The sequence below is a fragment of the Actinomyces sp. oral taxon 181 genome (assembly GCF_018370895.1).
Classification (GTDB): Bacteria; Actinomycetota; Actinomycetes; order Actinomycetales; family Actinomycetaceae; genus Pauljensenia.
The window spans coordinates 171,586-194,717 of record NZ_JAGYZL010000001.1 but is presented as its reverse complement, the minus strand read 5'-3'; the positions used below and the strand labels follow the sequence as shown (position 1 = coordinate 194,717).

The window sequence follows — 23,132 nt, the reverse complement described above, 5'->3', positions numbered from 1 at the left end:
AGATGTCAATGGTCCTTCTTAAAAACGGAACTTCAATCCCCCAGTTTGGCTTGGGAACTTGGTATCTCGGCGATAGCGCAAGCACACGAGACGAAGAAATTGCCGCCCTGAGATACGGAATCGAAGCGGGCGCAACGCTTATCGATACCGCTGAAATGTACGGAAACGGACGATCTGAAGATCTAGTCGGCGAAGCAATCAGCCCCTATGAACGCGATTCTATTTTCTTGATCTCGAAGGTTCTTCCCTCTAATGCCTCGCACGAGCGAATAGAGCACTCGCTCGACACAAGCTTGCGCTTCCTTAACACCGATTATTTGGACATGTATCTCTACCATTGGCGTGGAGCAGTGCCCCTAGAAGAAACCGTCGAAGAATTGGAGCGCCTCCGCGCAAAGGGAAAGATCTCCTCGTGGGGAGTATCTAACTTCGACTGCTCTGATATGTCAGAGCTCTTGGAGGTTCGAGGCTCACAGCATTGCCAAGTCAACGAAGTCCTGTACCACCTTGGTTCACGAGGAATCGAAGTCGATCTACAACCTTTGCACGCTGCACATAGAGTTACGACGATCGCCTACTGTCCTCTTGCGCAGGCTGGAAGGCTGCAGCACAACCTCATCACAAATAAAGTTATCCAAACCCTGGCTGCCGACCGCGGTGTAACTCCCTTCCAAATCCTGCTTGCATGGGTCCTTGCTCATAAGGACGTCGTTGCAATCCCGCGCACCGGAAGCTTGAAGCATATGAAAGAAAACATCGAGGCAGCATCAATCTGCTTCTCGCAAACAGAACTCGATCTTCTCGACTCCGCATTCCCGCGACCGCGGCACCCAGTGCCGCTAGATATCCAATAGGGATAGCTAAATCCGCGCTTGGGAGTGCGGGGGGACGTTAGCGGCGAGGCGGGCAGTATTCGACTGATCCGCCTCGCCAACTATATGCGCCTTATCCAGAGCATCCTGGCGTTCTTGGTCGGAAACTCGATCTTCCAGAGAGGTCGGGATCCCCCGCGAAATCAGCTTTTCATCAACCTCGTTGACGAAAAGCACACGCCTGCGCTTCCGCGCGCGCGTCGCGTGTTCTTCGGATCCCGCAGAGTTATCTCCACTTCCTAAATCCGGCTCATGAGAGTGCGAGTGCGTCGCCTCAAAGGGATCACTCACTTACTATTCCTACGAATCACATGGCGCAAGACCGCATCGGTCTGAGCGCCGCGACGAGTCAATCCAAGTGCACGCCAGAGCTCATCAACTGCCTCTTCTTCACTGCGCTCAACACCATCGGATGCCACCCACAGTGCGACCTCATCCAATTGGTCATCGCTATAGGCCGCCAGCGGCAAACCACGCGCAATCGCGGGACGTTCTCCACGCGCGCTATCGGCATCGTTTTCAGACTCAGCCACGGCCTCGTTCTCACGAGCATCCTCAACCAACTCATCACGGCGCTGACGAGCCTGCGAGGCCTCGTCGTCCTCCTGATCCTCATGCGGCGCCTCGGAAGAAACAGAAGCGAAAGCATCTTCTTCTTCAGCTACGCCAAACTCAGCGTCAGGGTCTTCGGGAAGTTCAAGGACTGGCGCGGCGGGACCGTTGATCTCATCAACTGCATCCAACACCAGCTGGACAATGCGATCCGTTTCCTTTGCCGGGTCAATGAAAACAGCCATCGACAATGCGATATGCACCTTCCACCCCTGCTCCTCAAGCATCGATGGCCACAGGCGATCGCGCACACGCAATGAAGGCTGAGCAACATACTCATCGTCATCAGTAAGAACCGCGAGGAGCAGACGTCCCGGAACCTCGGGATGTCCAATTGCAAGGGGGATCCGCAAACCACCGGGAATACCGATATTTGCAACAACCTCAAGACCCAAGCCGTACAGACGATCCGCTAGGTCGATGAGCAGACGATCCGGCTCAATTTCCAGGGTCGGCCATGCATCAATACCAGCACCCGACTGCCCTTGAGCAATCTCTAGCAGATCAACCAGCATGAGCGCACCGCGCTGGGACAAACGCGAAGTATCAATCTCTTCGGGTCGAATCGAAGAGACAACGGTCAGATCTCCGCGCACCGAGCGCAAGACATCGGCCATTGCTCCCGCACCCGCAGGGGAAGAGAAAACACCGAAGTGGTGAATAACGCGACCGTGAGGAGTCTTCGCGAAACCAACCGAAATAATGACGTGGTCGCGGCCTAGTCCTCGTGCACCATCGGGGTCGACAACCACGAAAGGTTCCACACGCGCGGGATCAAAGAACGAGGCCAAGCCAGGCTCAGCGCCGATCGTGCGCGTCAGTTGAGCGCGGATCCGCTCAGCGTGCTGTGCATTCAACGCGACGACAGCAAGGGAACGATCAGGGGTTGTCGTCGCGTGCTCAAGAACAGCCTCGACAACGGCATCAACTTCCACGGAAGTCGACTCAACGGCCTCACTTCCCGGAGTCGGCATTCCTGTGCCCTCAGTCCACACCGCGGTCACCGGAGCACTGGCAGAAGTCCAAGGAACCGGAACACCCGTGTGATCAACGCGGTATCTGGCAAGAAGCAATGCCATCTGATCGTTCAAGCGCGTGGGGCGAACATCCATGCGCACCTGCGGAAGAACCTCGGCTAGGGCCTCGACGGCATCCTCGCTGTGTTCCTGCGCAAGATCGGCAAAGACGACTACCTGCGATGCTCGCGAAATAATCGGAACCAGCTCTGCGATGGGGAGCTCATCGATGCCGTCCAAAATCACGACATCGACCTGTTGCTGTTCAGGCAGAATTTGAGGAACCAGAGTCGGGACCGTCAAAACCGCGGGGATAAGCTTCCACGACAGGGGGAATTGCGCGTACAAAGACGTCAGCGGATGCTGGTCTTGGACGGCTAATTCAAGAGCGCGCAAGGCTTGCGGATCATCAGCCAAGGCCTGGGTACGTACCCGGTGCAGACGCGAAATGACCTGCGGGACCAGCGATGCGACCTGACGGCGATCCAAATCGCGACCCTCGATCAGGGTTTGCTCCAAAACGGCAGGATCAAAACCGCCCAAGCGCGAATCGGTTGCCAGCATCAAGCCCAAGATCGAGGCCCACCACGCTAGGTCGAGTTCGGCATCCAGTTGGTCGTCAGCAACATGACGCTGACGAAGATCTCGGGTCAGCGGTTCGAGACCAAGCTCGGACAAAGCCTTCAATACCGCAACGCGACGAGGAAGCTCGTAACCACCTTCGGGATCAGCACTGAGCCTCTCGCACAGTTTCGCCAATTCGGCAATCGGCATTGCCTCAAGATCACCGTGAGCCGTCGCAAACATGGGCGTCAGATGCTCAAGATCTTCCGCAACATCCTGGGTCAGTTCCACAGCCTGCGTCAGGTTCGACGGCAGTGTCGGCCAGCCATCGGAATCGCAATGCTGACGCCATACATCACGTCGTTCCTGAACGGTCAGCAGAGCGCGGTGAAGATCATTGACGTGGGTGCCCGGTCGGAGCATATCCTGCGCTTGTTTGACCAAACGGACTCGCTGAGAACGAGACATCGAAATACCGTGCTCTTGACGCCACTTCTTCGAGGCGGTCGCAATCACCATATCGGCTGCAGAGCGCTCGAAAACGCGGGGCTGGAAGATATCCAGAACCTCACGAACACCCTCGAACATCGACAGCTGCGCATACCACTGACGCATATCAACAGCGGGAGTGATCCCACTTTCACCCGCAACCGAGGACATGATGACTCGCAATTGCGGAAGCGTTTCCTTTGCCAGACGATCGACTCGCTCAAGAACATCGGGAACCTGCTCTTGGGAGCCAATGACGATCCCCTTCCAGGGACCAACCTGTGCTTGGCGCGAGAAAACTCCTAGGGCCGAGGCCTCGTGAAGAAGTTCGCGGGCACGCTCTCCCTGGTCGGAAGCGATCTCAAGAAGAACATCCTCGCCAAGACGCACGCGAGTTCGGGGAGCGGGCTTTGTCGCCGTCAAATCAGTCAGAACCTGAAGCGCATTGAAAGCACTGACACCGAAGTTTTTGAAGGGACGGTGCAAATAGGTGGTGTACGAAGACAGGGTTTGACGGATGGTACGCAAACGCGCACGCATCTGCGCAACTTCGGCCGTATCTTCAACCGAGTTCGTATCTTCAGCCGCGTGAAGAAGCTTCTCCCCCAGAAGCGCGTCGGTCGCATTCGAGCCATCAATACGTACCGCGGCCTCATCGATACCGAGCTCACGAAGACGCCCATGAACCGCAAGGGCGCGCGAGGGCGAACCTGCAATATGAACCAGTGTGCGTCCATTCGCGGCACTATCGGCAATAATCGCAGAAATAAGGGAAGCATCATCTGCACCCGAAGGCGTATCGACAATGAAGGAATGGCCCTCCGCAACGGCCTCAACAACATCTTGTTGACGCGGGGTCAGATCGCCTGCACCGTGTTCCTCATCGGGGTCACGGTCATTGGGATTGGACTGGGGAAGAGGACCAGAGATCGCACTTCTAGCCGCCGCATCCCCGGCAAGAGCACGAATCACGCGGTTCTTCATCAGAATGGCAGGATGGTCAAGCTCGCGGAGTAGAAGCGCAGCTGGGTGTTCAAAAATCCCAATTGTCAGTTCTTCGCGAACATCGAAGTTCTCGAGAACCGAGGCCGCCCGCCGGGCATGGTCCAGAACCACAGACGCAGAAAAACCGTGAGTCTGAGTCGACAGATGCGCAACTTCATCCATATCGATGCGCACGCCCTTGTCCGCGAGCGCATCTTCGAAAGCAGCAGAGAGTTCCATTCCATGACGCAAGGTGATAACGACATCGTCACCTTCAACGGCAAGGCGCAGCGGACGAAGGAAAACGGGGGCGCTTTGCCTGGCCTCGCCACTACCCCACTGCGCGTGACCGATGGCAATGTGAACAGGGGCAACACCGTGGCGCATTGCCATTTCGTGGGCGAAAGAAACCAGGGAACGCGCGCGCTCGAGAGCACGCTTATGGGCCGCACTTTCACGGATCAGACTGGACAATTTCGTGGGTCGTCCAGCATAAAGCTGCGCCAATCCTCCCGGGTGTGCCTCAGAGACGGTCAGGCTCGGGAAAGAGTTCCCACCTTCCTGCGAAGTCAATAGGCGCAGTTGCGCACGCCATTCTTGGACAACATGGTCGCTGGGTGCGCTCGGCGTTTCGGGAACGGTTTCTACCGGTTCCCGTGAGGAATCTTGCGTCGATCGAGAAAAGAAATTAACGGCCACAAAACCACCGTAATGGAAATGACTCCTTAGCCACGAGAGGGAACGCCGTAAGGCAACATTTTCCCAGCACTCGGGCTACCGAGTCCGGCTGCCCGCAGTGACTTAAGCTATTTCCATGAGCACTGTTGCAACTGATTTTGCGTCCAAGCTGGAACCGCTGGTCGAATTGGCCGAACGCGCGGGTATCTCCAGCGAGCACCTTCTCCCCTACGGATTTGATCTGGCAAAGATCGATTTGGCCGCTGTCGACACTTCCGCTCCCCAACGAGCCCGCTACGTCGTTGTGACGGCAACTTCCCCCACGCCTTTCGGCGAGGGGAAAACGACGACTGCTATCGGCCTCGTTCAGGGGTTGGCACTTGAGGGTGCTAGTGCAACTTTGACAATCCGCCAGCCCTCAATGGGGCCGACTTTCGGTGTCAAAGGCGGTGCGGCCGGCAATGGCAAGAGCCAGGTCCTGCCATTCGAGAAGATGAATCTACACCTGACCGGCGATTTCCACGCGATCACAGCTGCACACAACCTGCTGTCTGCAATGATCGATAACCACCTGCATCAGGGAAATGAGCTCCACATCAAGGAACGCTCCATCACGTGGCCGCGCGTTCTGGACGTCAATGATCGCTCTTTGCGCCACGTCGTCACGGGCTTGGGTGGCGCAATTGATGGCGTGACTCGTCAGTCATCCTTTGATATCACCGCTGCCAGCGAGGTCATGGTCATCATGTCCCTTGCCACCTCTTACGCGGATCTTTGCGAGCGTCTGGGACGCATTGTGATCGGTCAAAATGAGGCCGGCGAATATGTCACCGCCGAGGACCTGAAGGCTGCGGGAGCAATGGCTGCGCTCCTTCGCGATGCCCTCTGCCCGAACCTTTTGCGCACGACTGAGGGCAGCCCGGTCCTGGTTCACACCGGTCCCTTCGGCAATATTGCAACGGGATGCTCCTCGGTGATCGCGGACCGCCTTGCTGGGCAGCACAGTGATTACGTGGTGACCGAGGCCGGTTTTGGCGCGGATATGGGTGCCGAGCGTTTCTTCGATATCAAGTGCCCCGTGGGCGGTTTGCGTCCCGATTGCGCGGTGATCGTCACGACGGTTCGCGCGCTCAAGTCCCACTCCGGTAAGTACCGGCTTGCTCCGGGCAAACCCCTGCCCGATGCTATGACCGAGGAAAACGTCGAAGAGATTCGCACGGGTAGCGCAAACCTTCTCAAGCACATCGAGATTGTCCGCGGTTTCGGCTTGAACCCCGTCGTTGCGATCAATGTCTTCCCCACCGACCACGAGGCCGAGCTCGCTGAGATCGAGAAAATTTGTGCCGAGGCCGGGGTGCGTGTGGCGCGCTCCCTCGGTGTCGTTGAGGGCGGCGAAGGCGCGCGTGAGCTTGCACGTGAAGTAGCTGCAGCGTGTGAAGAATCCGCCGATGCGCAGATTCGTCCTCTCTACGAAGATACTGATTCCCTCGAGGACAAGGTCGCGAAGGTTGCCGCAATGTACGGGGCATCGGGTGTGGATTACACTCCTGCTGCCGCAAAGCGCCTAAAGGAATACCAGGCAGCTGGCTTTGGTTCACTCAAGGTTGTGGTTGCCAAAACTCCGATGTCGCTGAGCGCCGATCCTCAAGCAAAGGGCGCGCCTACCGGATGGACGCTTCCGATCCGTGAAGTCCGTCTTGCGGCTGGGGCCGGCTACGTCTACGCAATTTCGGGAACGCTCTCAACGATGCCCGGTTTGTCGGCTCACCCCGCGGCAGAACGAATTGGACTGACCGCTGACGGTGAAATCACCGGGGTGAAGTAAGCCTCAAGCAGCTGCGCAGAAGGCTCCCTGTCGATCACTGCTTCATGCAGGTCATCAGGGAGCCTTCTTGCTGATTGAGCTCAGGTGGGTGCTAAGTGACCAGAGGACATCCCGAACAGTGAAGCATTACCTCGGGTGCCTTATTCCCGTGGCACGCACCCAAGCCCGAAGCACACAGCGACTGCGCGCTGGTTGCATGGCCTCGGCGCTGCATGTCTTCAATGACGACAGTGGCGAATGCCTTCGACACCTGCGCCTGCGCTGCTGCGGCTTCCAGGGTGCACCCCCGCGCCAGCGCCTCTCTCAGACGCTGGACGGGAGACACAAACTGCGTAGAAGCCATCAGAAAAGTAGCCGTCCGATCTGGAAGACGCCCACAGCCAGCAGCCAAGCGGTGCAGAGCTGAACTGCAACAGCGGCAGCCGTGAGCTTTCCGCCAATCTGGCGTACTTGTTCAGCGACCGTCGCCATGCATGGCGTGTAGGTCAGCACAAAGACCAAGAATGCAAAGGCAGCAATTGGCGCTGCATCTCCTGCAGACTTTTGGAAGGACTCAGTGACCAACTGGGGAAGCGAACCAAGATCATCGCCGCCGTCCTCGGCATCTCCACCTTCCGTTTCGGGATCCATGTTGTAGGAAGTGACGATCGACGAGATCACCGTTTCCTTCGCAACGAAACCGGTCATGAGAGCACCGGTCATGTGCCATTCACCAAACCCAGCAGGCTTGAAGACAGGCTCAAGCACCTGGGCGGTGCGCCCGTAAAGAGAATCTTCCATGGGCAGTTCGGAATCTGCGAAAGAGTAGTTCCCCGCCATGGGAATTGCACCCATGAGCCACACGACGAAGGTCATCGCCAAGATAATCTTGCCGGCTCCCTTCACAAAGGCCCACGCACGCAGCCACGTAGTCCGCAAGATCACGAAAACGCGCGGAACCTGGTACGCGGGAAGCACGAGGAACAGTGGAGAGTCCGTAGTCTTCTTCGTGAAGAACGGCTTGAGAACAAGCGCACCCAAGACCACCATGATGAGCGAGAGAACATAGAGAGAGAAGATCACTGTTCCAGCGTTATCGGGGAAGAAGATCCTGGCGATCATCAGGTAGATGGTCAATCGCGCTGCACACGAGGTGTAGGGAGTAATGATGGTTGTGACGATTCGCTGGGCGGTGTTGGGAAGCGTACGCGTAGCCGCCAGTGACGGCAGATTGCAACCAAATCCCATGATGAGCGGCAAAATCACGCGGCCATCTAGGCCGATCGCACGCATGACGCGGTCGCCAAGGAAGGCCGCGCGTGCCATGTAACCGGAGTCTTCCAGGATGGAAATCATCAAGAAGATGATGAACATCAGGGGAATGAAGGAAGAAACCACACCCAAACCGGTACACAGACCGCCAATAAGGAAGCTGTGAAGCCAACCGTCTTGAAGTCCACCGAGCGTGAGGAGGTAGGTAATTCCATTCGCTAGAGAGGGGAAGCCTTCATCCGTTGAGGAGAAGATGTGCTCGAAGAAGTCCTGGACCGGGCTGACCCATTCACCTGCAACTTTGAAAAGGAACCACATGAGGACGAAGAAGATCGGGATTCCCAACCAGGGGTTGAGCAGGACTCGGTCGATCTTGTCAGAGGTCGAGAGGATGGGGTCGCCTTCAGCTTTTCCGACTACTGCGGTTTCGACGCGATCAACCCAGGCGAAGAGCTCATCTGCTTGGGTTAGTCCACCGCATCCGCAGGTACAGCTTCCATCAGCCGCATTGAGGGGAAGCCCCTTAGGACGTGCGTGGTGTTCGAGCACGTGACGGACAATTCCTTCTAAAAGCTCGGGATTGTCGTAGTGACGCGGATCCACGGCAAGAACGGGGATCCCCAACTCATCGGCAAGTTTATCGACCGGGTATTTCTGGCCATCCTTCTCAGAAACGTCAACCATGGTGGCGACGGCGACAACGGGGTGGCCAGCTTGTGCGACCTGTCCCAAGAGGTATAGCGAACGCGTCATTGCGCTGGCGTCCAAAAGGACAATAGCCAGATCAACTTTCCGTCCGGTTCTAGGGTCGGTGAATGACCCCTCGGCACCAGAAAGAGTGTCACTCACAACTTGCTCGTCGGGAGAAGATGCGATCAAGGAATAAGTTCCGGGAAGATCAACAAGATTTGCCCCCAGTGCACGCCAAGTACCGCGCTTCATTTCAACCGTGGTGCCGGGAGCATTAACGACGTGCTGGCGCGCACCGGTAATTGCGTTGAACAGTGTTGATTTCCCAACGTTCGGATTTCCAACTAGGACGATCGTTGTTTCCCCACCATTTGAGGTCGGAGTGTCCAACACAGCGACATCTGATTTGGGAGAGCAGTGTGGGCAGCTCATGCGATTTCCTCCACTTCGATTGCCCGAGCACTACGGCGATCAACGGCAACGCGCGCACCGGCGATATTAACGACGAGGCCTCCGAAAGCGGCCTTGTTCACAATAAAGAATTCGCTTCCCGGGCGAACTCCAAGTTCATACAGACGGAGTCGGTGTTCTGGGGAAACTTCCATGTTTCCGAGGCGAGCCCGAGTCCGTAGTGGAAATTGTGATAGTTGCATATCACCAAGGTTAGGCAAACATTATCCACGCAAGTGACACCTTCGTCCCTCAGGAAGAAACTGCGCGCCTATTGCACACTTAAACTCTGCAGAAACGCTTCATAACCGCCCCCTGATCTGCGCTTTTATCTTCTCCATCGCACTGGATTTATGATCATCTCATCTAATTTCCTGCTTGCTTTCAGAAGGGATCAACGATGAGCACCGTCCAGGAAGTGAAGGACATTATCGAACGCGCAGAGAGCATGCAGTGGGGACCCGCATGCAGCGCCGAGCTTGCGCGCGCAGTGGTGCTCATCGATTCCTTAGAGGGCGAAGAAGAGCTGCGCATCAAGACCTACATGCAGCTGGCTACCGCCTATCAGCAGGGAAACGAAGAATGGAAAGCACTGGCGCCCACGGCATGGCTCGTCACAAAATTTGACGAAAATCCCAATGCCTTCGCCGCAGATCAGATCGAATCCTTAGCTTGGTTATACAAGAACGCGGCGAGTGCAACAGGACGTAATCCCGCAGTCTCGAAGGAACAAGCACTGGAGCTCTCCGAAGGCTTCGGGAAATTCATCCAGGACCAGGGTTATTCGATGCATGCGGTACACGGAGTCCGTTTCACACTTGCACTTCGGATGGGCGACCCGCTGACAGCCCATGAAGAATTGGTGAAGTGGCGGGCAACCCCGCGCGATGAGGTTTCCGACTGCGTCCAATGCGATCCCGAACGTCAGATCACCGAGGCCGTCGTCGCAAAAGACTGGGAACGCGCAGTTGCGACAGCGGTACCTTTGCTCGACATCCGCGAAGGCTGCCGAAATCAACCTGCAGGAGTTCAAGCGCTATCGATGATTCCACTGTTGATGTCAGGACGCCCCGAAGCCGCATGGGAATGCCACGTACGTTCCTATCGCCAGCATCGCCGCAACGCTGAGTATATGGATCTTTTGGGACAACACATGGAATTCCTTGTACTCTCTGGGCGCTGGCAGCGTGCACTTGATATCCTGCGCGACTCCATTGCGCTCACCTCTCGCGCAGAAAGCGCAGCCCTTCTTTTTGATTACCTGAAAGGCGCTGCCTTGGCGGCGCGCGAGGCCGTCGACCGAGGTTTAGGGAAACATGCCTTCCGCGCGCTGTGTACAGGGCAATCTCAGTGGCGTCAGGGGCCTCGTTTGGATGTCAATACCCCTTTGGAAGATGTTGCCTCAGGACTCAAAGAATGGTTGCTCGCTGTCGCTGCGCTCTTCGATGCGCGAAATGGCAATGACTTTTACACGGCTTGCGCTGACGAGGTTCTTGATGAAGGTCCAGTAAATAGAGAGGCAGAAGAACGCGCACAAAAAACCTGGTCTTTTGAGGTTGTGGGCGAGCGTGAAGTCCTTCCCGAAGCGATTTCAAGTAGTGACGTCGATGAAGCACCGAAATACTCCACGCGTCGTGTCAAACAGGAGAAAGTGAAAACTACCGATGACACGAATCCCTACCCGCGTGTTGATCTAAGGCCATTCACTCCCCCGGCCTCGATGCAAGAAGCTTTCAATCGTTTCTCAGCGCTCTCGGGCACAACCGGTTTCGATCCGGAACGTCAGTTCATCGCCGACCATGCAACAGTCATGAACGAGTCAGTTCTGGATATCGATTTCAGTCACGCAGACGTCATGGACTACTACATTTTCGCTACGGCCATCCTCAAATTGCGCCAAAATTTTGATGCTGCTCGTAGGCTTTTTGACCAGGCAGAAGAGACGGTTATTGCACTGAAAGATGACACGGCTATTGTTTCTCCCGGCTTTTTCTCAAAGCTCAGAGGACGCGGCGCTCACCTCACTCGCCAGCAGCTCAACCTAGCATGGATCAACCTCCAGCGTTCCTCCTGTGATGTCATGTATTTTTCCCTTCGCGATGAAGAAATCCCCGAAGAAGTAGTGACTCATGCGATGGCCCACATCAAGAACGCTCGCGGATTAATCGAAGAGGTAGTACCCGAACTGAATCGCAATCAGGGAACGGGGAAAGATATTCAGCTCGTTGGCCTCATTCTCAGCCAATGCGCATCCATTGCAACAATGTGCAAAAAATTTGATGACACTGAGGCAAGCTACACGCTATGGGAAAACCTCGAGAGGGCCTTCGTGCGTTTTGCACCTTCAAAGAAGCATGTTGCGCTTGACCTTCTTTTGGAATATCAGGAATTGGAGCTTGGACGCGAAAAATACATGGCAGCTTGCCAATACGCTGACCAGGCTCTGCGTCTTAATGATTTGTGTGACCCCTATACCGCCCTCATATCTCGAGGGACAATTTGTTCGGCTTCACTGCAGGCACACCAACCTGACGAGGCTCTTGCCCAAGCCAAGCACCTCAATGACATCATTCATGCCTTCCCAACCGCGGTATGGAATATCAGTGTCGCACGTCTTTTTTCGCAAGCTCTTGCTGAAAAAGATCGATTCACCGAAGCAACTGAAATCCTTGAAGAGGCCTTCAGTACTCTCAATGATTCCCCGTATATCAGAATGCGCTTGGCCGGAGCTGCTCCAACTTTGGCACACCTCTACCTCTGCATCGAGGAATACCAAGACGCCTACGACCTTGCGATGAAGTATTCCGCGGTCCTTCGACAAAACGAAATGTATCGACCGGCTTTGAGCCTTGCCGACACCGCCAGCAATGCCGCGAAGGAGTTGGGGAATTATATTGCTGAGGCCAACGCTGCGGATCTTGCTGCTCAGTTGAGCCACGAGTGGAAAGACTATTTCAGGGAGCATCAGTACCTTCGCCGCGAGGCAGCGGCAATGGTCAAGGGCCCGCACGTGGGAGAGGATGATCTTGAGCGCGCTCTATCTGTCTTGGATCGAGACCGTCAGCTCATTGCCTCAATCAAAACCGAGTTAACCGAGAAACAGGTAGCCGTATCGCATGCCGAAAACAACTACACCTTGGGGTGGGTAACCCTGAAGGCAGGCAAACCGGTTGAGGCTATGGAGGCTCTTCGCGAATCAATCGCTTGCTTCCGTGCATACGAAGAATATGACGAGGCCGGTTATCCGATGGAAGTTCTTGCACGCTGCTATTACGTCACGGGAAACTTCGATGGCCTGCGCGAGTGTGTTGACGAACTCACTGAGATGACAAAACTACCGTCGATGAAACCGACGAGGTTAAGGTCGCTCATTCGCGCGATCCAAGAACTCATCGACGAAGAAGATGCCGGGACCCAAGATCAGTCATAGATCCATGTGGTTGTGGGGGCAAGGCTCATGCGGTCATTGTGTCGTTTTTGTCCGAATAGCGCACTATGTTTAAGCCGTAGGAGGAAAAAGAATAGAGTGGAGTGCATCGAGTACCACCGCCAAGGAAGACCATGAATACGCGCACTCGTGGATATCTCATCACGATCCTCGCCTCAATTGCCTGGGGATTTTCGGGAGTCTGTAGTGAATTCCTGATGAAGGATTATGGCGCGAACCCCTATTGGCTCACTGCGATCCGAATGCTTCTTGCCGCACCGACTACGATGGGCTTCCTTCTCTTTAAAGACCGAGGTTTCTCTGCCTTGCACAGAAGCCTCCTGCGAAACCGTCGCTCCTACCTGCCGATGCTCATTTATTCGGTTCTCGGACTAGCAGGCAGTCAATTGACCTACGTGGTCGCGATCGGCTATTCCAATGCGGGAACGGCAACGGTTATTGAATTCCTCGGCCCCATCCTGATTGTCGTTTTCGTCTGTATCACCGCACGCCGTCTTCCAAAATACACCGAGCTCTTTGCCATTACTTTTGCCTTACTGGGGACCTTTATTCTGGCAACCCACGGGAAGATTGACTCTCTGGCTATTTCCACCGATGCCTTGTACTGGGGTCTTGCCAGCGCGATCGGTTTCGCTCTCTACACGTTGATCCCGGTCAAACTCATCCGCCACTACGGCAGCGAACTGGTCGTTGCTTATGGCTTCATCATCGGCGGGATCATTTTAGGGCTCGGTGTTCGCGTCTGGTCCTACTCCATTAAGTGGGATTTCATGTCGGTGATGGCCATGGCCGGACTGGTCTTAATTGGCACGACTTTCGCATTCACGCTGTTCCTGCAGGGAGTCAGCGATATCGGCCCGGTACGTGCAAGTCTTATTTCCTGCCTTCAGCCGATTTCCGCGACTTTCTTTTCTTTCCTTCTCGTTGGAACCCATTTCACGCTTGTCGATATCGCGGGTATGGCTTTAATTCTGGCAGGCGTTATTATTGTCAGTCTCAAGGATCTTATTTCCGCAAAGCGACTGGATCGTCGTTCTTCTCCCGGAACGAGCGACGAAATGGCCACATCAGAGGGGAAGTGAATGTCAACATTCCAAGTAGACCTCAGGGGGATGGTTGACCTTCTCTCCCGAAATTTGTATTCCGGTCCGCGCGTATACATTCGCGAACTCCTCCAAAATGGCCTCGACGCTATTGAGGCCCGTAGCGCGCTGGACCCTGACTGCCCGCGCCGCGTCACCATCACAATTGAGGGACGCACACTGAAGTGCCGCGATAGCGGAATTGGACTCACAGAAAAGGAAGCTGCGGGTCTGCTCTCGACTATTGGCGCCTCATCAAAACGTGATGAATTGGGAATGGCTCGCAGTGATTTCTTGGGCCAGTTCGGGATCGGCATGCTTTCATGCTTCATGATTTCCGACTCAATCACCGTTTATTCACGCTCGGCTAAGTCTCCCAACTCCCCCACTGTCATCTGGGAAGGAAAGACGGAAGGCACCTACACCACACAGCCCCTCTTGGCCTCGGACCCCCACAACCTGGGTGAAGCCGGCACCGAAGTGGTTCTCGAGGCCCACCCCGGCGAGCCCTGGATCGACCCTGATACCGTTCGCGCGTTGGTCGATGAATTCGCTTCGCTACTTCCGATATCGATTGAAGTACGTTCCGACTCCGCTTCGACTTTCCACGGGAATGAGACACCGGTATGGGAACTGGAGCCTTCACAACAACAGCAGTGGTGCGACGAGCATCTTTCCTCCTCAGGGATGGACATCATCCCCATCGATATTCCCGCCGCTGGAGTCAAAGGTATCGCGGTTGTTTCGCAGCGCCCAAATACGCTCTCCAGTTCCAACCACACGGTATATGCAAAGAAGATGCTGGTGTCGCGGACTTGCGAAGGAATCGTTCCGCAGTGGGCGTATTTCGTTCGTTTCATTGGGAATGCAAATTACTTGCGCTTGACCGCCTCCCGCGAGCAACTCAGCGATGATGAGCTTTTAGAAAATACTCGCGAGGCTATTGGTAGTGAGATTCGCGCCTGGCTCGAGGAGATGGCCGAACACTCACCTTCGCGTTTTAACGAGTTCATTTCCACCCATGCGATGGGGCTGCGTGCTGTCGCTATGCGTGACCCTTACATGCTTGACCTCACCGCGCGCTATGTGCCCATGGAAAGCACGGTCGGTGCTGCTCCCATACTGACGCTCCTCTCCTCTGAGGAGACAATCCGCTACACACGTACCGTCGATCAGTACCGAGCCTTAGCCGATGTCGCCGCATCACAATCCATAGTGCTGGTGAATGCGGGCTATGCCTACGACGAAGAGCTCATCAATGCGCTGATGACGGATCCCCGTTATTCGACCCTGGCGCAGAAACTTCAACTGGTCGACCCCTCAGAGCTGCTTGACGCCTTCGAAGAATGCAGTTTATCGGAGCAGGCAGAGGCCATGGACCTCATGCTGCTCGCCGCCGAGGCGATCGACCCCTCTGATTGCGAAGTGGTGCTGCGCCGCTTTACGCCAATCACTCTGCCAGCGCTCTACCTGCCTGACCCCGACTTCGCGGAACGCCACGTTCAGCGTAATTCCCAGGCTCAGGCCTCGAAACTGTGGGCGGGAATCATGGGGGTTACCGATCCCTTCGCAAATTCCAAGCCGCCCAGACTGGTACTGAATCGTTCGAATTCATTGGTGACACGATTGATCGTGGCAAGCCGTTCCCCACAAACCGCCGTCAGTGTCCTGCGCGGGCTCTACGTCCAAAGCCTCTTGGCGGGACGCCAATCTTTGGGCCCCAAAGAAAGGGCCTGGGCGGCACAGCTCTTGGGCTCACTACTCGATTCTGCACTCGGCACTGCTGATAACTGACTCTCCAACGCTCGGAAGGACCTCCTATGCCAAACGCTGAAGACGTACGCGAACTCCTCGACTACACCTCCCAGCTTCCATGGGGACCGGCGCGTAGTAGCCAAGTCGCACAGGCGGTTGTCTGGGCAGATGCACTCGAGGGCGAGGCTGAATTACAGATCGATGCCTACCTCGCTCTGACCTTGTCCTATCAGCAGGGCAACGAAGAATGGAAGGCTCTGGCTCCGGTCTCACTCCTTCTGAGCCGCTTTGAAAAGAACTCAGCGGACTTCACTCCCGAACAGGTCGAAGAACTCGCATGGCTTTTCAAAAGTGCGGTGGCCGCTGCAGGTCGAAACCCTGCGGTCTCGATTGACCAAATTGATGAACTGATCACCTCGCTTGCGACCTTCGTATCCGGCCAAGGTTTTTCCATGCACGCAGTTCACGGGGTGCGCGCCATGATTGGTTTGCGAACGGGGCGTCTGGACGACGCCCGCGAAGCTCTGACCTTGTGGCGCTCTACGCCGAGCGATCAGATTAGCGATTGCGAAGGCTGCGACCCCATGAAGCAGATTAACGAGGCCGTGGCGCACAAGGATTGGGAACGTGCAGTTGCCACCGCGATGCCCCTTTTCGACGAGGAGGGTGCCTGCGGAGCTCAACCCCACGGAATCCGTGCCAAAGCAATGATCCCGCTGTTAATGTCGGGGCGTCCCGAGGCCGCTTGGGAGGCGCATATTCGCTCCTACCGGCACCACCGCGGCGTTGCCAACAGCATCGAATTCATCGGCTTGCATCTCGAATACCTCGTGCGCTCAGGACGTTGGCAGCGCGCGTTAGAGATCCTGCGAGACAGTATCGCCATGACCTCTTCTCTTGAAAGTGCCTCACTTCTTGCCGATTATCTTCCGGCTGCTGCACTGACGGCCATCGAGGCCACGCGACGCGGTCACGGCAATGAACCTTTTGGGGCCCTGTGCACCGGCCAGTCGCAGTGGTGCCGGGGACCACAGCTCGATGTCAATACACCGCTTTCCAAGGCCGCCGAAAAGCTCTCGCAATGGGCATTGGATGTTGCCTCTCTCTTCGATCAGCGCAACGGAAACGACTACTACACCCGTTTAGTGCGAGATGTTCTTGAGGCTGGACCAGTTGACGAACAGGCAGAAGCACGCGCGCAGGGCGAGTGGCAGTTGGAGCTGGTCGGTGAGCGCGAGTCCATGCCCGATCCCCTGTCAACTATCGAGGGTGAAGAGTTGCCCGCACTGCAGGTGTCATCCCGCAGCGCTCGCGCACAGGCCGAGACCATTGACCAGTCAAACCCCTATCCGCCCATTGACTATTCACTGCCTCCTTTACCGTCCTCGATGCAAGAGGCTTTCGATCGCTACGCAGCACAGACAGATACCATCGGGTACGACGTTGAGACTAATCTTCTGACGGATTGGTGTCTTGTTCACACCTTGGATGTCGCTGAGCTGCACTTTGACGAAAACGATCCTCAAGCCGCTCTTTCCTTTGCAAGTTTTTCAAAAACTCTTTTGTCTTTGCGTAAAGAGCACGAGAAGTTTCAGTCCGTCTATGAGCGGGTAGCGCCAGTTATTCATTCAATGGCCGAAGATGCTCCGCAGGTCACGCCCGGTTTCTTCGCGAGGATTTTCGGGCGGTCCCACACATCTATCGGACGTAAGGAGCTGAGTACCACGCAGCTGGAATTGCTGCGCTACTCCTGCGAGCTCGATCACTACTCATGGCTTGGTATGGACGCACCGCGCGACCTTCACAAGGATGCAGTGGCGCTATGTGACACTTTCGTCTCTCGCATTGCCTCCATGACGTCAACACTGAACCGAGGTACAGCGAAGGCCGAGGATATTGCAGCAATCATTGATTGCCTCTGCACCTGTGTCGAAATCTTCCTTGATTCGGAGAAAACAACGCAAGCGCTCGATACCCTTGACACGATCGAATCCCTCAAACCCGCTTGCCTACACACTGGTACCAGCGAAGCAGCATTCATGCGCACTCTTAGCCTTGAAGGCGCACAGCTTTACCTTGAAATCGGCGACTACCGCCGAGCCGCCCAGCTGGCTGACCAGGCTCTACGTTTAGAGACACACTCCGACCCCTACACGGCTTTCTTTGCCCGATTGATCATCTGTACTGCCAGCATCAAAGCCTACGAATCAGCCGAGGCTCTCTCCCAAGCCCTGCGCCTGAGTGAAATCATCACGCGCACTCCGCTACGCTCCTTGGGCTTGTCTGCCGCGACAATCATCTCGGATGCATTCGAAGGTGTCCACCGCATCGAGGAAGCAATTGAGCTCCTTGAGCAAACCATTTCGCGGGCAGGTGATTCCTCCTTCGCACGGCTTTTGACAGCGCTCATTCGTCTGACCCTGGCAAGCTACTACCTGTCCATCGACCAAGACGAAGAAGCCTACGAAACCGCAATGGAGGCCATTGACCCACTCATCGCAAGCGGCAACCTGCGCACTGCTTCGCGCGCGGGATCACTGGCCAACGATGCCGCAAAGCGACTGCACGATCGTCCCAAGCGACTAGCAGCGGTTGAGCAAGCTCTTGAGATCGCGAAAGCATTAAAGGCTCCTCACGATGTCATCGCTCTGACTCGAATGGCCGCAAAGGCTTATGTCGACATCCCAACGGGAAAGGTGTCGGAAGCCGATAAAGAACGTGCCCTTCAGGCTGTGGATGCCGGGGCCACGTGGCTTGATTCCGTCACAGAGGAAATAGATCCTCAGGAGATGGCCTTCCTCCGTACCGGAATTACTTACATTAAGGGATGGGTGTACATGACATCCCATGATCACTATCCGGCAATTCCGCTTCTTCAAGAAGCCTTTGCTCTCCAAAAAGAGATCAAGGATGCCGAGAACTATGTCTTCCCGCTGGCTGCCCTCTCGCAGTGCTATTCCGAGCTTGGGGATTCTGATGCGCTTCACAATCTGCTGATCGAAGTGAAGGAGACCATAAAGACCACCTCCCTTCACTCTGGAAAGCTGCGCACTCTTGCCCGCGAGATCGAGAAGGAACTTGGCAGCCAAGGCGAGGCATAAGCAGACGACCTTAACGAATCAGGAAATGCTAATAATCCGCAGCTTCGTTCTTTGCCTCACTCTCGCGGAGTACTAGGACTTTAGTCGGTATACGCTGGTTTTGTTCGAAGCAGATCGTGTTTGTCTGGACTGAACGCCCACACTTCACGGAATGCTCACTCAAAGACCAAGGAGCGACTATGAACGTTGCAGAGCAGCTTGTCTCCCAACTGATCGACGCTGGTGTCCACCGCGTCTATGGCATTGTTGGAGACTCGCTCAACCCCATTGTCGATGCAATCCGCAAGTCTGGCGGCAGCAAGAAGGGCGGTATCGATTGGGTCCATGTCCGCCACGAAGAGGCCGCCGCTTTTGCCGCAGCCGCTGAAGCACAACTGACCGGAAAGCTTGCAGTATGCGCAGGTTCGTGCGGACCGGGCAACCTTCACTTAATCAACGGGCTGTACGATGCACAGCGCTCTGCTGCCCCCGTTCTGGCAATCGCCTCGCACATCCCCAGCGTCCAAATCGGCCAGATGTACTTCCAAGAGACGCATCCCGATCGCTTGTTTAATGAGTGCTCGGTTTACAACGAGATGATTTCCAGTGCCGAGCAGGCCCCGCGCGTCGTTAACGCTGCAATCCGTCACGCTGTTGAACTTTCTGGCGTTTCAGTCATCAGCCTTCCCGGTGATGTCTCTGACCTGAAGGCAACTTCTCCTTCACCGAAGTACGTGCCTTCCCGACGCCCCGTGCTGAGCCCGAATGAGGAAGATGTCCGCCAGCTCGCAGACGTTCTTAACCGCGCAAAGAAGGTTGCAATCTTCGCTGGCGCCGGTGTGGAGGGTGCTCATGACGAAGTCATCGAGCTCGCCGACGTTTTGAAGGCACCCATTGGCCACACCCTGCGCGGCAAGGACTTCATCCAGTACGACAACCCCTTTGATGTAGGTATGACCGGCCTGCTGGGTTACGGCGCAGCAGCTGAGGGCATGAATGATGCAGATGTTCTCATCATGCTGGGCACCGACTTCCCCTACGATCAATTCCTGCCTGGCACCTTCACCGTCCAGGTCGAAAACCATCCGGAAAAGCTGGGACGCCGTACCGACATTTCGCTCCCGATCCACAGCGACGTTAAGCCCTTGATCGCTGCGCTCTTACCGCTGCTCGATCGCGATCGTTCGGATGCCTTCCTTAAGGCCAAGATCAAGAAGCACTCCAAGATCATGCACTCCCCCGTTGGAGCTTACACACGCAATGCGGAGCACATGAAACCGATTCACCCCGAGTACGCTGCTCACATTCTCAATGAGGTTGCATCAAAGGATGCAATCTTTACGGCTGACACGGGCATGTGCAACGTGTGGACCGCACGCTACATCGACCCGCTTGGCACCCGTCGCCTCATCGGCTCTTTCTTACACGGCTCGATGGCCAATGCGCTTCCTCACGCAATCGGAGCGCAGGTTGCCTTCCCGAACCGTCAGGTCATTTCCGTCTCTGGCGATGGTGGCCTTTCAATGCTGCTTGGCGAGCTGGTAACCGCGCGCATGTACGACCTGCCCGTCAAGGTTGTTGTCTTCAACAACTCGACACTGGGCATGGTGAAACTTGAGATGCTGGTCAACGGCCTGCCCGATTACGGCACCGATGTCCACGACGTGAACTACGCGGAAGTCGCAAGCGCAATCGGTTTCCACGGCGAGCGCGTTACCGAACCCAGCCGCCTGCGCGGAGCGCTCCAAGAGGCCTTCGCATACAACGGCCCCGCCTTAATCGAGGTCATGACCGACCCGAACGCACTCTCACTTCCGCCTGAGATCCGTTCGGGACAGGTGATTGGTTTCGCGACCGCGATGAGCAAGATTGTCCTCAACCGCGGCGCTGGCGAAGCTGTCGCAATGGCAACTTCCAATATGCGTAACATTCCGCGCCTGTAAGTCTGAGGGAGCGCTTTCTTAGTTTCCTCATAGCGCTTCTTCTCCTTGACGAGGCCGCGGCCGGGTAGTGCGCACTTCTTTGCACACCTCTGCCGCGGCCTCGCCAATTAGGACAAAGGTCCCGAATTGCTTTCGCCACCCTTGTCGCAATTTCAACCAGTAAACGAATTTTCACGCAGCTTAAAAACTATCGTTTTAATTCTTCCTAAAATCGTTATTTTCTTGCATAACGATGCGATTGTGACAAATTGAGCGAGATTCGTAAATAAATTCGATTTTTTCCTTTTTTATGACAAATGCGTCCTAAACTGAAAGTGTTACTGTGTCAGCATCGACTAAGGAATCACCATGTCGCACTCATTTATTGCAGTCGCGAATATCGTGAACGGCGTTGATCTGGATACCTTCCCTGCGTGGCTTCGAATTACCCACTTCATCAACTTCATCATGATGGGGTTCCTCATTCGATCCGGCTGGGAAGTTCTAGCATCTCACCCACGACTGTACTGGAATAACCACTGCACCCCCGGCTCTGAGTGGATCAAATTCACCAAGGACAAGGTTTCGACTGTCCCCGGTGAGTTCACCGCTCGCGACGATCAGCGCAGTCTTCACCCACTGATCTCTCTCCCCGGACGAGGCGAAATTGGACTTGGACGCGCATGGCACGCCCTAGTTACCTCAATCTGGTTGCTCAACGGTTTTATCTACGTTGCTCTACTTTTTGGAACGGGCCAGTGGCGCCGCATCGTCCCTACGTCATGGTCGATTTTCCCCGAGGCCTGGGAAAGCGCCAAGATCTACATGGGCTTGCAGATCCCTTCAATCGAGCACTTCCAGCCCTATGATGCCCTGCAGAAGCTCATGTACTTCACAGTTGTCTTCATCGTTGCGCCTTTGATGATTGCAACCGGACCGGTCATGTCTCCGACCTTCGCGGGGCGCTTCCCTCGCTACGTCAAGCTCTTCCATAACCGTCAGACAGCACGTTCCATCCACTTCCTTGGAATGGCTTTCTACTGCGTATTTGTAGTGATTCACGTTGCCCTGGTTTTTGTGGTTCACCCGCAGTACAACATCGCACACATGATGTTGGGCGAAAACTACAACGACATTACTGCAGCACAATTCGCCCAAGCTGTGACAATGCTGATCCTTGGAATTGTTTTTGCAATCGCTCTATGGATCGGCGCATCCTACTGGTCGTTGACTGACAAGCGCCGCACACAGCGCCTGATCTGGGGAGCAACCCAGCCCATCCGTTCGCTCACCCTCGACAAGATGCACTCTCGTCAGGTCAAGACACGCACCTTCACCGAAGACGATATTTCGCCTTTCCACTGGGTGAACACTCGTCCCCCGACACGCGAGCAATCCGAAGAGTGGGTTGACATGCGTGAACGCGGCTTCGAGGACTACCGCCTGGAGATTGGCGGTTTGGTCGAGGAAGAGAAGTCCTTCTCGATTGATGAGCTCAAGGCACTTGGCCACGTCACTAACATCACCATGCACACCTGCATGCAGGGATGGACCGGCATCGCAAAGTGGGAAGGCATCCGTTTGAAGGACGTCTTAGCTTTGGTGAAGCCAACTGAGGGCGCACGCTACGTTATGGTCACTTCCTACGGACACGTGGGACATATGTACGACGGCGGTCCGACCACTCCGTACTACGAGTGCCTGGAGCCTTCCATGGTTGACGATGATGAATGCATCCTCGCATGGGCCATGAACGGTGAGCCCTTGCCCGACGTTTACGGCGGCCCCCTTCGCCTGCGTGCCGATTCTCAGCACGGCTACAAGATGGTCAAGTGGGTTCACCGCATTGAATGGATTCACGACTACCACGATGTCGGCGATGGTCAGGGCGGTTCCCGTGAGGACTCCGGCCTGCAACACTTTGACGCGCGCGCATAAAGCACAGGGTGTCCATCCGGCCCATCCGTTCCATCCGGCCCTCTACTCCACACGAAGTCAGCAAAAGACACAGGCTATAACCTATGCTTTTCGTCGACTTCATGTGACAGATCTAAGAGATCAGGCAAGCGGATGACGTGATACGTGTTTGTTCGCACTATGGGGGGCTGCCAATCAAATTGGCAGCCCCCCACTACTACATACATGTACTTTCGCGCATTTCTCCGTCTTCCCATTAACCAGATCCCCACTCCCCTCCTGCTCAAAGCCCCTCCTCATGTCCCCACAGGACAGAAGCTATAATCCAGTCCTCTTCAGCCACTACACCGGACAAAGGAGTACTTAGGCTACATTTCAAAGGACGAATGCGACCTGCGGAACGCATATTTAGGCACGTGCAGAGTCACAATAAACACTGGTGGGCTCCATCTATGTAGATGGAGCCCACCAGTACGTGTACCGCGTTTACGCCTGAG

13 protein-coding genes are annotated in these 23,132 nt (G+C 55.6%); 8 read left to right on the top strand and 5 right to left on the bottom strand.

The features are described from left to right. The first annotated feature begins 2 nt into the window (after window positions 1–2). Window positions 3–854 (top strand): aldo/keto reductase, encoded by an 852-nt coding sequence (locus KHW85_RS00810; RefSeq protein WP_291458389.1) that lies wholly within the window; start codon window positions 3–5, stop codon window positions 852–854. A gap of 6 nt (window positions 855–860) precedes the next feature. On the opposite strand, the gene KHW85_RS00805 is transcribed toward KHW85_RS00810, so the two are convergent. Together KHW85_RS00805 and KHW85_RS00800 are read right to left on the bottom strand one after the other, a co-directional pair. Beyond that, window positions 861–1,163, bottom strand: a complete 303-nt coding sequence (locus KHW85_RS00805; RefSeq protein WP_291458388.1) for a hypothetical protein — start codon at window positions 1,161–1,163, stop codon at window positions 861–863. Then, complete coding sequence (locus tag KHW85_RS00800; RefSeq protein WP_291458387.1) at window positions 1,160–5,236, bottom strand: prevent-host-death family protein; 4,077 nt, start codon at window positions 5,234–5,236, stop codon at window positions 1,160–1,162. The genes KHW85_RS00805 and KHW85_RS00800 overlap by 4 nt, the downstream gene beginning before the upstream one ends. 115 nt (window positions 5,237–5,351) lie before the next feature. Here KHW85_RS00800 and KHW85_RS00795 point away from each other — a divergent pair, with 115 nt between their 5' ends. Next, window positions 5,352–7,040, top strand: a complete 1,689-nt coding sequence (locus tag KHW85_RS00795; RefSeq protein WP_291458386.1) for a formate--tetrahydrofolate ligase — start codon at window positions 5,352–5,354, stop codon at window positions 7,038–7,040. 91 nt (window positions 7,041–7,131) lie between these two features. Here KHW85_RS00795 and KHW85_RS00790 read toward each other — a convergent pair whose 3' ends face one another. Genes KHW85_RS00790 through KHW85_RS00780 form a run of 3 tightly spaced genes read right to left on the bottom strand, consistent with a single transcriptional unit; the run spans window position 7,132 to window position 9,634 of the window. Continuing rightward, the gene (locus tag KHW85_RS00790) at window positions 7,132–7,383 is read right to left on the bottom strand and encodes a hypothetical protein (protein WP_291458384.1); all 252 of its coding nucleotides are present in this window, start codon (window positions 7,381–7,383) and stop codon (window positions 7,132–7,134) included. Then, on the bottom strand, window positions 7,383–9,413 hold the full coding sequence (locus KHW85_RS00785) for a ferrous iron transporter B (protein ID WP_291458382.1): 2,031 nt from the start codon (window positions 9,411–9,413) through the stop codon (window positions 7,383–7,385). Before KHW85_RS00785 ends, KHW85_RS00790 begins: the two co-directional genes overlap by 1 nt. Further along, window positions 9,410–9,634 carry a FeoA family protein gene (locus KHW85_RS00780; RefSeq protein WP_081581514.1) on the bottom strand — a complete coding sequence of 75 codons (225 nt, stop codon included), beginning with the start codon at window positions 9,632–9,634 and terminating at the stop codon, window positions 9,410–9,412. The genes KHW85_RS00785 and KHW85_RS00780 overlap by 4 nt, the downstream gene beginning before the upstream one ends. A 197-nt stretch (window positions 9,635–9,831) precedes the next feature. Between KHW85_RS00780 and KHW85_RS00775 the strand changes: the two genes are divergently transcribed. The 6 genes from KHW85_RS00775 (at window position 9,832) to KHW85_RS00750 (ending at window position 22,656) form a co-directional block, all read left to right on the top strand. Beyond that, window positions 9,832–12,861 (top strand): hypothetical protein, encoded by a 3,030-nt coding sequence (locus KHW85_RS00775; RefSeq protein ID WP_291458381.1) that lies wholly within the window; start codon window positions 9,832–9,834, stop codon window positions 12,859–12,861. Window positions 12,862–12,992: 131 nt separating this feature from the next. Next, window positions 12,993–13,961, top strand: coding sequence for a DMT family transporter (locus tag KHW85_RS00770; protein ID WP_291458379.1), 969 nt, complete (start codon window positions 12,993–12,995; stop codon window positions 13,959–13,961). Beyond that, window positions 13,962–15,755, top strand: a complete 1,794-nt coding sequence (locus KHW85_RS00765; RefSeq protein ID WP_291458377.1) for an HSP90 family protein — start codon at window positions 13,962–13,964, stop codon at window positions 15,753–15,755. Between the two features lie 26 nt (window positions 15,756–15,781). Then, a complete protein-coding gene (locus KHW85_RS00760) occupies window positions 15,782–18,817 on the top strand; it encodes a hypothetical protein (protein WP_291458375.1) in 3,036 nt (1,011 codons plus the stop codon). A gap of 179 nt (window positions 18,818–18,996) precedes the next feature. After that, a complete protein-coding gene (locus KHW85_RS00755; RefSeq protein WP_178703942.1) occupies window positions 18,997–20,739 on the top strand; it encodes a pyruvate dehydrogenase in 1,743 nt (580 codons plus the stop codon). A 348-nt stretch (window positions 20,740–21,087) separates the two neighbouring features. Further along, window positions 21,088–22,656, top strand: coding sequence for a molybdopterin-dependent oxidoreductase (locus KHW85_RS00750; protein ID WP_178703946.1), 1,569 nt, complete (start codon window positions 21,088–21,090; stop codon window positions 22,654–22,656). Window positions 22,657–23,132: the final 476 nt, after the last annotated feature.

Excerpts from the sequence above, each read along its gene's own strand:
- KHW85_RS00780 (WP_081581514.1), bottom strand. The coding sequence starts at position 9,634 with ATGCAACTATCACAATTTCCACTACGGACTCGGGCTCGCCTCGGAAAC.
- KHW85_RS00795 (WP_291458386.1), top strand. The coding sequence starts at position 5,352 with ATGAGCACTGTTGCAACTGATTTTGCGTCCAAGCTGGAACCGCTGGTC.
- KHW85_RS00765 (WP_291458377.1), top strand. The coding sequence starts at position 13,962 with ATGTCAACATTCCAAGTAGACCTCAGGGGGATGGTTGACCTTCTCTCC.
- KHW85_RS00770 (WP_291458379.1), top strand. The coding sequence starts at position 12,993 with ATGAATACGCGCACTCGTGGATATCTCATCACGATCCTCGCCTCAATT.
- KHW85_RS00750 (WP_178703946.1), top strand. The coding sequence starts at position 21,088 with ATGTCGCACTCATTTATTGCAGTCGCGAATATCGTGAACGGCGTTGAT.
- KHW85_RS00755 (WP_178703942.1), top strand. The coding sequence starts at position 18,997 with ATGAACGTTGCAGAGCAGCTTGTCTCCCAACTGATCGACGCTGGTGTC.
- KHW85_RS00785 (WP_291458382.1), bottom strand. The coding sequence starts at position 9,413 with ATGAGCTGCCCACACTGCTCTCCCAAATCAGATGTCGCTGTGTTGGAC.
- KHW85_RS00810 (WP_291458389.1), top strand. The coding sequence starts at position 3 with ATGTCAATGGTCCTTCTTAAAAACGGAACTTCAATCCCCCAGTTTGGC.
- KHW85_RS00760 (WP_291458375.1), top strand. The coding sequence starts at position 15,782 with ATGCCAAACGCTGAAGACGTACGCGAACTCCTCGACTACACCTCCCAG.
- KHW85_RS00790 (WP_291458384.1), bottom strand. The coding sequence starts at position 7,383 with ATGGCTTCTACGCAGTTTGTGTCTCCCGTCCAGCGTCTGAGAGAGGCG.
- KHW85_RS00775 (WP_291458381.1), top strand. The coding sequence starts at position 9,832 with ATGAGCACCGTCCAGGAAGTGAAGGACATTATCGAACGCGCAGAGAGC.